This window comes from Methylobacterium sp. C33D (genome assembly GCF_053345825.1).
The window spans coordinates 69,317-82,028 of the sequence record NZ_JBKFAV010000006.1; the positions used below are offsets into that span (position 1 = coordinate 69,317).

Sequence of the window (12,712 nt, forward strand, 5' to 3'; positions counted from 1 at the left end):
GGCGCTCAGAAGAACCGTTCCTTGATGACGATCGTGTCACCCGGCCGGACCGCGTAGGTCATCGGCACGATCCCGGAGATCAGCGACCCCCCGGCATCGCGGGTCAGGACGGCGTAGTCGCGCGCCGCCCGGGGCCCGAAGCCCGCGGCGATCGCCACGGCTGTCTCGACGGTCATCCCGTTCACGAACGGGTACTGGCCGGAGGTGGTGACCTCACCGAGGATGTAGAACGGCCGGTAGGCGTCCACCTCCACGGTGACGTGCGGCTCGCGCACGAAGCCGCTCGCGAGCTTGGCCTCGATCGCCTTGGCCGCCTGCGCGGTCGTCTGGCCGCCGACCTGCACGGTCCCGATCAGCGGCATGGCGATGCGCCCGCCGCCGTCGACCGCGTATATGTTGGACAGGTTGTCCTGACCGAACACGATCACCCGCAGCTTGTCGCCGGCCGCGAGCGTGTACCGAGCCGAGATCGAGCCGGTGCCGGTGGCGTCGAGCTGGTCGGTGCGGAAGCTCGGCCGCAGACAGCCGCCGAGCGCCAGAGTCGAGCCGAGTGCGAGGAGCAGAGCGCGCCGGTTCATCACCATCGCCGTCATGGATGCAGTTGCGGGACGGTCTAGGCCGTTAAGGTTAATGAAACTTGATCACCGCCCGGTCCGGGCGGAGCCGTCCCGGGCCAGCGGCACCCTTAACTCTTGAGCAACCTTAACATCCACTAATGGCGGCGGGACGGCAGTAATGCCCGCCCGCTCAGTCTCCGCGTTCAGAGCGTCCGCATGTCCACGATCCGTCAACGCTCAACCTACGCCGTGCCCGGACCCCAGCCGCGCGCCGAGGAGGGTCTCGGCCTCGCGCAGCTCCCGCGGATCCTGCGGCGCTCGATCGGCTGGATCGTCGGGCCGACCCTGGTGGTCGCCCTCGGTGCGAGCGTCTTCGTCAACGTGGTCAGCCCCCGCTACACCGGCGAGGCCAAGGTCCTCCTGGAGAGCCGCGACCCGGCCTTCGCCCGCACCGCGCAGGAGCGCGGCGATCAGCTTGCGCCGATCGACGAGCAGGCGGTGGCGAGTCAGGTGCAGGTGGTGATGTCCCGCGACCTCGCCCGCGAGGCGATCCGCAGGCTCAAGCTCGTCGGCAACGCCGAGTTCGATCCGGGCGCGGGCAGCATCGGCGCGGTCCAGCGCGTGCTGATGATGCTCGGCATCGGCGCCAACCCCCTGGACCGCCCCGCCGAGGACCGGGTGCTCGACGCGTATTTCGACCACCTGCTGGTCTACCCCGCCGGCAAGTCGCGGATCCTGACGATCGAGTTCCGCGCGAAGGACCCGAAGCTCGCGGCCGAGGCCGCCAACACTATCGCGAAGCTCTACATCGGCTCCCTCGAGGCCGATAAGGTCGACACCGCCCGCTATGCCTCCACCTGGCTCGGCGGCAACATCGACGGGCTGCGCAAGCGCGTCGCCGAGGCCGAGGCCAAGGTCGAGGCGTTCCGCGCCAGGAACGGCCTCGTCGGCAGCACCGGCCTGGCCGGCCGGCCGCTGAACGCGCAGCAGCTCGGCGAATTGTCGAGCCAGCTCTCCGCGGCGCGGAGCCTGAAGGCCGACCTCGACGGCAAGGTGAAGGCCATCAAGGACCTGATCAAGGACGGGCGGGCCTTCGAGATCCCCGACGTCGCCAACAACGAGGTGATCCGCCGGATCGTCGAGAACCGGATCGCCGTGCGCGCGCAGCTCGCCCTCGAGTCGCGGACGCTTCTGCCGGCCCATCCGCGGATCAAGGAGCTGAACGCCCAGCTCGAGGACCTCGACGCGCAGATCAAGGCCTCGGCCGAGCGCGTGGTGCGCACCATGGAGAACGACGCCAAGATCGCCGGGGCCCGGGTCGAGAGCCTGCAGGCCGCCGTGGACGGTCAGCAGGACGTCGTCGTGCGCGGCAACGCCAGCGAGATCCAGCTCCGGGCGCTGGAGCGCGAGGCGAAGGCGCAGCGCGAGCAGCTCGAATCCTATCTCGGCCGCTACCGCGAAGCGGCGGCGCGCGACGGCGAGGCCGCGACGCCCGCCGACGCCCGCATCGTGTCCCGCGCGGTGACGCCCGAGGTTCCGTCCTTCCCGAAGAAGCTGCCGATCGTCGCCTTCGCGACGCTGCTGACTCTGATGCTGGCGGTCGGCGGCGTCATCGCCAGCGCGCTGCTCACCGAATCCGGCCGCGCCGCCGGTGACCGCGATGGCGATCCGGCGGACGATGACCGCCGTCGGGAGCCGGTGCTGGATCGGCCGTCCTTCACCTTCCCGGAGGCGACGCCGGCCGCGCGCTGGTCGGAGCCGTCGGGCGCGGCCGCTGCGGCGACAGCGGCCATCGGGCCGGCGGCGATCCGCACCGCCGACACGTTCGATCTGACGCCGCTCGTCGCCCGCATCGTCGCCGCGCCCCGCGCCCCGGAGGCGCAGACCGGTCGCCGGATCCTGATCGTCGAGACCGAGGCGCGTCGCGGGGTTCCGACGCTGCCCGAGGCCCTGACCCGCGCCCTCGGTGGCGAGGGCAGCCTCGTCTCCGTCGACCTGAACTTGCCGAGCGACGGCACGGCGCGGCTCGGCTTCTCCGACCTCATCGCCGGCGAGGCCGCCTTCCTCGACGTGATCCAAGCCCGCCGGGAGAGCGGCCAGCACCGGATCGAGGCGGGCCTGCAGGATTCCGCCGTCCTGTTCGACGAGCCGGACGCCCTGGCGCTGACCTTCGAGGCCATGGCCGAGGCCTACGACTGGGTGATCTGCCGGCTCCACGCCGCGCCGGGGGCCGTCGACCTGCTCGAACTCGTCGCCGGTTTCATGGACAGCGTCGTCATCGCGTCGAACGCCGATGCCGAGGACCCGGCGCTGGCCGACCTCTACGCCCTCGCGGAGGAGGCCGGCGCCGGCCAGATCCTGGTCGCGCAGGATCGTCCGGCCGCGTCGGAAGTCCAGGACGCCCGGGCGGAACTGCGCCTCAACGCCGCCTGAACCGGGACGGTCACGACCGGCGCCAGGTGCGGAGCCGTTTCAGGACGGCGTAGAGGCGCGGGTCGCGCTTGATCCGCCGCTTGGTGCGGGTCAGGCCGCGGCGGAGGGCGCCGTAGGTCCTGCCCCGGAGGGTGACCGGGATGATCGTCTCCACGAGGCTGATCGTCTCGTCGCAGATGCTGGCCTTGTAGCGAGCCTCGCCGACACCGAGATCGAAGCCCTGCCGGCCGCGGGCGGTCTGGTCGCGCACCAGATGCTGCAGCAGCAGGTCGCCGGGGCTGTACCGGGCGATCTCGGGATGGCCGTCGAACGCCGTCATCATGCCGCTGAAGCGCCGGTCGCTGACCGCGCCGCCGAAGGTCGCGAGGACGCGGCCGCTCTCGGCGAGGCACAGCGCGTACAGCTCCACCGCGGGCTCGGCGCCGGCCGACGCGGCCGTCAGGAAGGCCCGGATCGCGGGATCGGCGTAGGGGTCGGAGACGCCCATGCCGGCGAAGCGGGCGGCCTTCTGGGTGAAGAACGCCGTCAGCAGGCGCGCCGCCTCCTCGGCGGTTTCGGCGCGGCGGTAGGCGATCGCGCCGTGCGCCTCCACGAGGCGCTTCTCCTTGGAGCGCAGCTTCTTGCGGGCATCCGCGCTGAACACCCGGCGCACGGTCGCCTCCGGGTCCGGACCGAGCATCAGGCCGTAGCCGTCGCTGGCCTCCGCCTCGCCGCTCGCGGCGAGCGGGTTCGCCGCCCCGTCCCACATCCGGGGCTGATGCGTCAGCGCGAAGGCGTCGATCCCGTCCGCGCGGCCGGCGCGGATCAGGGCCGCCACGACGCTGCCGGGCGCGATCGCCGCCGCGTCGCGGGTGGCGAAGAGCGGCATGTGGTAGTTGGCGTGGGTGTCGCCGACCGTGCGCGCGAGGCGGAGGCCGCGCTCCCGCTGGATCGTGAACGGGATGAGGATGCGCGGCCGACCGTCCGCGTCCCGCAGCACCGCGACGCGCGCGCGCTCGGCCTGCCCCGTCGCCCGCAGGTAGGCGCTGATCCAGGCGAACCTCTGGTACGGAGTGCCGAGACACGCCGGATCGGCCTCGATGCGGCGCCAGAGCGCCTCGGCCGCGGCCAGATCGGGGATGATCTCCGCGACGAGCCCCCCGGCGATGCGCGAATCGACCATGTCCGTTCCCGCTACCTGGACACCGACCGCCATGACCCGATCTCCCGGGGACCGCTCACGGTCCCGTGCCGCCCGAACCCTGACGGGAGGCGACTGAACAGCCCGTGACTTCAATCGACGATGGTGCGATCCCGGCGCCGGACGGTCTCGCAAAGAACAGTCGTGGCTAACGACTGCTTGCGATCGCCGCCGCACCGCATGCTTTCGGGTTTATTTACTTCGGCGCGCCAAGGCTGTGCCGAGCTGGGCCGCGGGCCCGAACGGTTCAGGGCCATGCTGTCGTCGCGTGCCAAGCATCGGGTCTTCGCGTCCGGCTTCCGCGCGATCCAGGCGCTCGGGGCGGATCGCTGGCTCAGCCCAGCGGCCCGCGGCCTCGGCGTGATCCTCACCTTCCACCACGTCAGCCCCGACCCGGTCCCGGCCTTCGCGCCGAACCGCCTGCTCGGCATCACCCCCGAATTCCTCGACCTGACCCTGCGCGAGCTCGATGCCCGCGGCTTCGAGATTATCGGCCTCAATTCGGTGCCGGAGCGGCTGGCCGAGCCGGATTACGGGCCGCCCTTCGCGGTCCTGACCTTCGATGACGGCTACCGCGACAACGTCGTGCATGCCCGCCCCGTGCTGGCCCGGCACGGCGCGCCGTGGACGCTGTTCGTCACCAGCGGGTTCGCCGACCAGGCCGGGCGGCTCTGGTGGATCGAGCTGGAGCGGGCGATCGCGCGCCTGGACCGGGTGCGCATCGACGTCGGCGCGCGGAGCCTCGACCTTCCGGCGCGCAGCCCGCAGGAGAAGGCGCTGGCCTTCGAGGCCCTGTACCGCGACCTGCGCCGCGGCGACGAGGCGGATCTCCTCGACCGGATCGCCGCCCTCTGCCGTCAGGCCGGCTTCCCGCCGGGGCGCCTCGCCGCCGATCTGTGCCTGTCCTGGGCGGAACTGCGCGACCTCGCCGCCGACCCGGCCGTCACCGTCGGCGCGCACACGGTGAGCCATCCGATGCTGGCCAAGCACGCCACCGGGTTCGCCGTGCGCGAGATCGCCGAGGGGCGCGCGCGGATCGAGGCTGAACTCGGGCAACCGGTGCGGCACCTCTCGTACCCGGTCGGGGATCCGACCTCCGCCGGCCCGCGTGAATTCGCCCTGGCGCGGGAGATGGGCTTCGCGACGGCGGTGACCACGCGGCCCGGCCACCTCTTCGCCGAGCACGCCGCGCACCTCCAGGCCCTGCCCCGGGTGTCGGTGAACGGCTGCCACCAGACGCGCGCGGCCCTCGCCGGACTGCTCTCCGGCGTCCCGTTCCTGGCCTGGAATCGTGGGCGACGCCTCAACGTCGCCTGACGCCACGGCGTGCCCGCGAGCGGCCTCAGCGGAACAGCGCGTCGAACAGGTTCTGCGGCTGCTGCTGCGGCGGCGGAGCCGGCGCCGGCCCCTCGTTCGACGGGAAGAACTTCCGCGAGGGCTTCTGGCGAGGCTGCACCGGCACGCCGCGCGGCGCCTCCACGTCCACCTGACCGTTGGCGTTGAGCTGCTGGGCGGTCTTGGTCGCGTCCTTGCCGGGGCGCTTCGCCTTCTCGGGCTTGGCCGCCACGGCCGGGACGTCCTCCTGCTCCTTGGCCTCGGCGATCACGTCGCTGCCGCCCTTACAGTCGACCAGCCAGACGTCGTAGATCGGGTGCTCGATCGCGTGCAGGCCGGGGCTCGACGCGAACATCCAGCCGGTGAATATCCGGCGGTACTTGTTGTCGAGGGTGACCTCGTCGACCTCGAGGAACGCCGTGGTCTTGGCGCTCTCGGTCGGCGGGCGCGTGTAGCAGACCCGCGGGGTGAGCTGCAGGGCGCCGAACTGCACGGTCTCGTCGACCGCCACCTCGAAATTGACGATCCGGCCGGTGATCTTGTCGAGGCCGGAGAACACCGCGGTCGGGTTCTTGATCTTGTCGGCGGCGGCCGGGCCGGCGCAGACGAGGAGCGCGAGGCTCGGGGCGAGCGCGCGGCGTGCGAGGGCGGTGATGCGGCTCAAGGCTCGGACCCCTAGACGAGGGTGGCCGGCCGCGCCGAGGGCTGCGCGGCGGACGATCGGGATTGGCCCGTCATGAACACCGGAACGGTGGCGGCAAAAGGGCGCCCGGTCCGCGGCGGAGCGCGGCTCTACTCGCCCGGCGTCCAGGACACGTAGTCGCCGGTCGCGGCCGGTCGCTGGCCCCAGGACAGCTGCGAGCCCGCCGGCCGGTACGCGTTCGCGGTGCCGGTCTGGTTATCGATATGCGGCTTCTGCCACGCCTTCGGCTGGTAGTTCTCCTCGCTCGGCGCGACGTCGACGTTGTGGCAGAGCCAGCCGCGCCAGCCGGGCGGAACCTTCGAGGCGTCGGCGTAGCCGTTATAGACGACCCAGCGCCGCTCGGAGCCCACCGAGCGGTCGATCAGCGCGCCCTCCGCCTTAAAGTACTTGTTCCCGAAATCGTCCTCGCCGACGAAGATGCCGGTGCGCGCGGTCTGGAGCGCGAGGGAGACGGTTTGACCGTTCCACCACGTGAAGATGCGCAGCAAAGTGTCCTTCAGCGCCATCGCCGGTCCCGGAAATCGTGCCGCGCCGCGAGGGCGCCCGTCGGCGCCGTTATGGTGACCGCGCGCGTGCGAGTCCAGCGGCATGACGGAAGTGTCGCCCCGGGGCAACGCTCGGCCCGACGGTTCGGGCCCCGGTTCCGGGCTTGCGCGGGTTCCGCTCCCTGCGGTTGTGAATCTAAAATTTTTCCGATCCGATTCCCGAAAGCCGGAAGGACACTTATCCCGGCCCGGGACGATATCCACAGGCTTTTGCGAGCCGGCACAACATCTAGCGGGGAACAAGGCCGGCGAACACCACTTGTTGACGTGAGAGTGAAGGCGGCAGTAATCTCCCTGCATCGGTCGTGCCCCGCGGAAGTGGTGCGTTGGGCAGGGGCGACCGTTCCTAATTTTCGTTCGCGGGACCGAGGCACGTCTCTCAGCCGGGCGTGGTCGGCCGCGAATCCCACTATCGGGCTAGACCCCGCGTCGCGCGGGGCCGGGACCCTCGTGTCCCGTCGGGAGAGGTGTGTTTCATGCGGTTCGAGCGTCGCTACACCACGGCCGGACAATCGCCCTACAGTGGGATCCCCTTCCGCAAGGCCCTGAGCGAGATCCGCAACCCGGACGGCTCGGTCGTGTTCCGCCTCGACGGCATCGACGTGCCGGAGAGCTGGAGCCAGGTCGCGAGCGACGTGCTCGCGCAGAAGTACTTCCGCAAGGCCGGTGTCCCGGCCCGCCTGCGCAGGATCGAGGAGAACGCGGTCCCCTCCTTCCTCTGGCGGTCGGTGCCGGACGAGGCCGCCCTCGCCGCGCTCCCCGAGGACGAGCGCTTCGTATCCGAATCCTCGGCTACGCAGGTCTTCGACCGGCTCGCGGGCTGTTGGACCTACTGGGGCTGGATGGGCGGCTATTTCTCGTCGGAAGAGGACGCATCGGCCTTCATGGACGAGCTGCGCTTCATGCTGGCCCGCCAGATGGTGGCGCCGAACTCGCCGCAATGGTTCAACACCGGCCTGCACTGGGCCTACGGCATCGATGGCCCGAGCCAGGGCCACTATTACTGCGACCCGCAGACCGGCGCGCTGACGAAGTCGGCCTCGGCCTACGAGCACCCGCAGCCGCACGCCTGCTTCATCCAGTCGGTCCAGGACGACCTCGTCAACGACGGCGGCATCATGGACCTGTGGGTCCGCGAGGCGCGCCTGTTCAAGTACGGCTCGGGCACCGGCTCGAACTTCTCGATGCTGCGCTCGGAGAACGAGAAGCTCGGCGGCGGCGGCAAGTCGTCCGGCCTGATGAGCTTCCTGAAGATCGGCGACCGGGCGGCCGGCGCGATCAAGTCGGGCGGCACCACGCGGCGCGCCGCCAAGATGGTGATCGTCGACATCGATCACCCGGATATCGAGGCCTTCATCGACTGGAAGGTGAAGGAGGAGCAGAAGGTCGCCGCCCTCGTGACCGGCTCGAAGGTCGTGTCCAAGCACCTGACCCTGGTGATGAAGGCCTGCACGCAGTGCGAGGCGGAAGGGGATGCCTGCTTCGATCCGGAGCGCAACCCGGCGCTCAAGCGCGAGATCAAGGCCGCCCGCCGCGCCTCCGTGCCGGACTCCTACATCAAGCGCGTCGTGCAGTTCGCCCGCCAGGGCTTCACCAAGATCGAGTTCCCCGTCTACGACACCGACTGGGATTCGGAGGCCTACCTGACGGTCGCCGGCCAGAACTCCAACAACTCGGTCTCGCTGACCGACGACTTCCTCCGCGCCGTCGAGGCGGATGCCGACTGGCAGCTCACCGCCCGCACCACCGGCAAGGTGACCAAGACCCTCAAGGCCCGCGACCTGTGGGAGCGGATCGGCGAGGCCGCCTGGGCGTCGGCGGATCCGGGCCTGCACTTCAACACCACGATGAACGACTGGCACACCTGCCCGGCGGGCGGGCGGATCCGGGCCTCGAACCCGTGCTCCGAGTACATGTTCCTCGACGACACCGCCTGCAACCTCGCCTCGGCGAACCTGCTGACGATGTATGACCGGGGCACCAAGCGCTTCGACGTGGAGGCGTTCGAACACCTCAACCGCCTCTGGACGGTCGTGCTCGAGATCTCCGTGATGATGGCGCAGTTCCCGTCCAAGGAGATCGCGGAACTCTCCTACCGCTACCGGACGCTCGGCCTCGGCTACGCCAATATCGGCGGCCTGCTGATGACGATGGGCCTTCCTTACGATTCCGACGCGGGCCGGGCCCTCGCCGGTGCGCTCACCGCGATCATGACCGGCGTCGCCTACGCGACCTCGGCCGAGATGGCGGCCGAGCTCGGCACCTTCCCGGCCTACGACGAGAACGCCGACGCGATGCTGCGGGTCATCCGCAACCACCGCCGGGCCGCCCACGGTGAGGCCGAGGGCTACGAGTTCCTGAACGTCGCGCCGGTCGCCCTCGACCACGCCAACATCCCGCAGGCGGATCTGGGCGATCACGCCCGCGCCGCCTGGGACCGGGCCCTGAAGCTCGGCGAGGAGCACGGCTACCGCAACGCCCAGGCCACCGTGATCGCGCCGACCGGCACGATCGGCCTCGTGATGGATTGCGACACGACCGGCATCGAGCCCGACTTCGCCCTGGTGAAGTTCAAGAAGCTCGCCGGCGGCGGCTATTTCAAGATCATCAACCAGGCCGCCCCGGACGCCCTGCGGGCGCTCGGCTACCGCGAATCCGAGATCGCCGAGATCGAGGCCTACGCGGTGGGCCACGGCTCCATGGGCCAGGCGCCGGGCATCAACCCGACGACGCTCCGCGCCAAGGGCTTCACGGACGAGAAGATCGCCGCGGTGGAGAAGGGCCTGAAGTCGGCCTTCGACATCAAGTTCGTGTTCAACCGCTGGACGCTCGGCGACGACTTCCTGACCCAGACCCTGAAGGTCTCCGCGGAAAAGCTGTCGGACCCGACCTTCGAGCTGCTGCCGTTCCTCGGCTTCACCAAGAAGGAGATCGAGGCGGCCAACACCCATATCTGCGGGGCGATGACGCTGGAGGGCGCACCGGGCCTGAAGCTCGAGCACTACCCGGTCTTCGACTGCGCCAACCCGTGCGGCCGGATCGGCAAGCGCTACCTGTCCGTGGACAGCCACATCCGCATGATGGCGTCGGCGCAGCCCTTCATCTCGGGGGCGATCTCCAAGACCATCAACATGCCGAACGACGCGACGGTGGAGGATTGCAAGGCGGCCTACCTGCTGTCCTGGCGCCTCGCCCTGAAGGCGAACGCCCTCTACCGCGACGGCTCGAAGCTGTCGCAGCCGCTCAACGCCGCCCTCATCTCGGACGAGGACGACGAGGCGGATGAGGGGATCGAGGCTCTGATCCAGGCGCCGGCCGCCGCCAAGGCCGCCGCGGCCGCGGAGAAGATCGTCGAGCGCGTGATCGAGCGCGTCGAGCGGATCCGCTCCCGGGAGAAGCTGCCGGCCCGCCGCAAGGGCTACACCCAGAAGGCGGTCGTGGGTGGCCACAAGGTCTACCTGCGCACCGGCGAGTACGACGACGGCCGCCTCGGCGAGATCTTCATCGACATGCACAAGGAGGGCGCGACCTTCCGGAGCCTGATGAACAACTTCGCCATCGCGATCTCGCTCGGCCTCCAGTACGGCGTGCCGCTGGAGGAGTACGTGGAGGCCTTCACCTTCACGCGGTTCGAGCCGGCCGGCTTCGTGCAGGGCAACGACGCGATCAAGAACGCGACCTCGCTCCTCGACTACGTGTTCCGTGAGCTGGCGGTCTCGTATCTCGGCCGTGCCGACCTCGCCCATGTCAGCCCCGCCGAGATCGGCGGCACGGTGATCGGCGGCGGCGAGAGCGGCGACACGACGCGCGAGGGTCCGAAGCCGGCACCGGCCTCGTCGGTCGTCTCCCGCGGCCTGCTCCGCGGCTCGGCCGACCGGCTGACGCTGATCCAGGGCGGTCCGGCCGGTGCCAGCCTCGGGGTCGGCGCGGCGAGCGCCGGGCAGTCGACCCCGGCCGGCGGCACGGTCCACGCGATCCGCGGCAGCACGGCGCTGAAGGCGGAGCCCGTGGCGGCCGGTCAGGCCGAGACGATCGCCGACACCCTCCCCTTCGCCAAGGCGGAGCGGAGCGTCGCCGACCGGCGGGCCGAGGCGAAGATGAAGGGCTACGTCGGCGAGGCCTGCCCGGAATGCGCGAACTTCACCCTGGTCCGCAACGGCACCTGCCTGAAGTGCGACACCTGCGGCTCCACGACGGGGTGCTCCTGAGCCCCGACCGTCCCGGCCTGAGGTAATCGGGCGAGCCATCGGGTGCGATGGCTCGCCCGACCCGCGTCCGCGATCTTGAAACCGCGATTCTCCGGAGTCGGCGGAAGGTCGGTCACCGGCGCCGAGATGTCCGATCGACCATAGGGGCGACGACGCGGCCGGCCGCTCGGACAGGTCGGAGGCCCATCGCGTCGCCGAGGCGCGATCAGTCCGCGTCGTCCGCGACGTAGGATGCGAGGCCGTCGCCGAAGGACCACTCGTCGCGCCCGTTCGGCGACAGCACGATCAGCACATCCTCTGGACGAAGGCCGGGATCGGCGACGAGGTTGTCGGTGATCGCCCTGTAGAGCGCCTTCTTCCGCGCCGTGTCCCGCCAGTTCCCCGCGATGATGTTGATGATCACCACGTCGTCGGTCCGATGCAGCCCGAGATAGTCGGAATCGTAGATCAACTCGCCGGGCGCGTGCTGGTGGATGAGCTGGAAGCGGTCGTCGGCCGGGACGCCGAAGGCGTCGCGCAGACCGCTATGGACGCCGTCGGCGATGGCGCGGATATGAGTCGAGGATTTGCCCTTGAGGAGCGAGATTCGAACGAGGGGCATGGCTGGTGATCTCCCGCGGAGGCGAGCCGCGCGACCCGGCTCGCTTGACGGCCCCTCCGTACGCGCCCAGAATCGTCCGGAAAATTTGAAACTCCCGAACAGATCCTTCTGCAAAATCGAACGATGGCGGTGCGTACCAATCTCGACATGGACGTGCTCCGGACCTTCGTGACCGGGTTCGAGCTCGGCAGCTTCGCGCGCGCGGCCGACCGGCTGGGCCGTTCGCAGTCCGCCCTCAGCACGCAGCTCCGGAAGCTGGAGGAGCAGGTCGGCCAGCCACTCGTGCAGAAGGCCGGGCGCGGTCTTGCCCTCACCCCTGCCGGCGAGAGCATGCTCGGCTACGCGAAGCGTCTCCTCGAGCTCAACGACGAGGCCGTCGACCGACTTCGCGGCACGGAACTCGAAGGCTGGGCGCGCCTCGGGCTCGCGCAGGATTTCGCCGAGAGCTGGCTTCCGGCGGTGCTCAAGCGGTTCTCGAGGGCCTACCCGCGGGTGCGGGTCGAGGTTCAGGTCGGGCTCGGCGCGCAGCTCGTCGAGAAGGCCGTGAAGGGCGATCTCGACGTGGCGCTGGTCTGGGGCGATGTCGGCGATGCGCCGCACGCGCGGCGCGTCACCGAGGTGCCGATCCACTGGATCGGGCGGCCGGACTGGCCGGGCCTCGCGAGCCTGGGGCGGGAGCCCCTGCCGTTCGCGGCCTTCGCCCCGCCCTGCACGTTCCGGTCCGCGGCCGTGTCCGCCCTGGACGGGAAAGGCTTGCCCTGGCGGCTGGTCTTCACGAGCCCCAGCCTCTCGGGCCTCTGGGCCGCGGCCGAAGGTGGCCTCGGCATCACCGCGCGGACCGCGATCGGGCTGCCGAAGTCGCTCGGCGTCCTCGATCCGGACGCGACAGGCCTGCCGCCACTCCCGAACGCGCAGCTGGCGCTCCATCAGGCGGAGGCCGAGCTGTCGCCGGCCGTCGCGCGGCTCACCGACATCCTTCTCGAAACGATCCGGGACCACGTCGCGTGAAGCTTGGCCGGTTCCTACCGGCACGCCGGGTGAGAGATCCAACGTCATCGCCGCGGCGAGCACGCTGCGGACGGCTGTGCTCGGGACCGATCTCGCCGCGCTGTCCTAGATCGTCGTCCACGCGGTGCCGACGGACAGCCGG

9 protein-coding genes are annotated in these 12,712 nt (G+C 70.5%); 4 read left to right on the plus strand and 5 right to left on the minus strand.

Translation table 11 applies throughout. The features are described from left to right. Window positions 1-5: 5 nt before the first annotated feature. Complete coding sequence (locus ACLBXO_RS05910) at window positions 6-584, minus strand: polysaccharide biosynthesis/export family protein (RefSeq protein WP_447684873.1); 579 nt, start codon at window positions 582-584, stop codon at window positions 6-8. A 189-nt stretch (window positions 585-773) separates the two neighbouring features. Here ACLBXO_RS05910 and ACLBXO_RS05915 point away from each other — a divergent pair, with 189 nt between their 5' ends. Continuing rightward, window positions 774-2,990: a GumC family protein gene (locus ACLBXO_RS05915; protein WP_447684781.1), complete on the plus strand. Its 2,217-nt coding sequence runs from the start codon at window positions 774-776 to the stop codon at window positions 2,988-2,990. A gap of 10 nt (window positions 2,991-3,000) precedes the next feature. On the opposite strand, the gene ACLBXO_RS05920 is transcribed toward ACLBXO_RS05915, so the two are convergent. Continuing rightward, the gene (locus ACLBXO_RS05920; protein WP_447684782.1) at window positions 3,001-4,185 is read right to left on the minus strand and encodes a GNAT family N-acetyltransferase; all 1,185 of its coding nucleotides are present in this window, start codon (window positions 4,183-4,185) and stop codon (window positions 3,001-3,003) included. A gap of 240 nt (window positions 4,186-4,425) precedes the next feature. On the opposite strand from ACLBXO_RS05920, the gene ACLBXO_RS05925 reads away from it, so the two are divergent. Continuing rightward, complete coding sequence (locus tag ACLBXO_RS05925) at window positions 4,426-5,487, plus strand: polysaccharide deacetylase family protein (protein ID WP_447684783.1); 1,062 nt, start codon at window positions 4,426-4,428, stop codon at window positions 5,485-5,487. Window positions 5,488-5,512: 25 nt separating this feature from the next. Here the strand turns inward: ACLBXO_RS05925 and ACLBXO_RS05930 are convergent, their stop codons facing one another. Continuing rightward, window positions 5,513-6,169: a DUF2155 domain-containing protein gene (locus ACLBXO_RS05930; RefSeq protein ID WP_012317327.1), complete on the minus strand. Its 657-nt coding sequence runs from the start codon at window positions 6,167-6,169 to the stop codon at window positions 5,513-5,515. Between the two features lie 128 nt (window positions 6,170-6,297). Beyond that, entirely contained in the window at window positions 6,298-6,714 is a 417-nt protein-coding gene (locus tag ACLBXO_RS05935; protein ID WP_447684784.1) for an NADH:ubiquinone oxidoreductase subunit NDUFA12, read from the minus strand. A gap of 515 nt (window positions 6,715-7,229) precedes the next feature. On the opposite strand from ACLBXO_RS05935, the gene ACLBXO_RS05940 reads away from it, so the two are divergent. Beyond that, window positions 7,230-10,961 carry a vitamin B12-dependent ribonucleotide reductase gene (locus tag ACLBXO_RS05940; RefSeq protein WP_447684785.1) on the plus strand — a complete coding sequence of 1,244 codons (3,732 nt, stop codon included), beginning with the start codon at window positions 7,230-7,232 and terminating at the stop codon, window positions 10,959-10,961. Between the two features lie 205 nt (window positions 10,962-11,166). On the opposite strand, the gene ACLBXO_RS05945 is transcribed toward ACLBXO_RS05940, so the two are convergent. Continuing rightward, window positions 11,167-11,562: a tautomerase family protein gene (locus ACLBXO_RS05945; RefSeq protein WP_447684786.1), complete on the minus strand. Its 396-nt coding sequence runs from the start codon at window positions 11,560-11,562 to the stop codon at window positions 11,167-11,169. A 123-nt stretch (window positions 11,563-11,685) separates the two neighbouring features. Here ACLBXO_RS05945 and ACLBXO_RS05950 point away from each other — a divergent pair, with 123 nt between their 5' ends. Next, on the plus strand, window positions 11,686-12,570 hold the full coding sequence (locus ACLBXO_RS05950; protein WP_447684787.1) for a LysR substrate-binding domain-containing protein: 885 nt from the start codon (window positions 11,686-11,688) through the stop codon (window positions 12,568-12,570). Window positions 12,571-12,712: the final 142 nt, after the last annotated feature.

Bases quoted from the DNA above. Each gene is read 5' to 3' on its own strand.
- ACLBXO_RS05945 (WP_447684786.1), bottom strand. From the start codon at position 11,562: ATGCCCCTCGTTCGAATCTCGCTCCTCAAGGGCAAATCCTCGACTCAT.
- ACLBXO_RS05940 (WP_447684785.1), top strand. From the start codon at position 7,230: ATGCGGTTCGAGCGTCGCTACACCACGGCCGGACAATCGCCCTACAGT.
- ACLBXO_RS05915 (WP_447684781.1), top strand. From the start codon at position 774: ATGTCCACGATCCGTCAACGCTCAACCTACGCCGTGCCCGGACCCCAG.
- ACLBXO_RS05925 (WP_447684783.1), top strand. From the start codon at position 4,426: ATGCTGTCGTCGCGTGCCAAGCATCGGGTCTTCGCGTCCGGCTTCCGC.
- ACLBXO_RS05950 (WP_447684787.1), top strand. From the start codon at position 11,686: ATGGCGGTGCGTACCAATCTCGACATGGACGTGCTCCGGACCTTCGTG.
- ACLBXO_RS05910 (WP_447684873.1), bottom strand. From the start codon at position 584: ATGGTGATGAACCGGCGCGCTCTGCTCCTCGCACTCGGCTCGACTCTG.
- ACLBXO_RS05935 (WP_447684784.1), bottom strand. From the start codon at position 6,714: ATGGCGCTGAAGGACACTTTGCTGCGCATCTTCACGTGGTGGAACGGT.
- ACLBXO_RS05920 (WP_447684782.1), bottom strand. From the start codon at position 4,185: ATGGCGGTCGGTGTCCAGGTAGCGGGAACGGACATGGTCGATTCGCGC.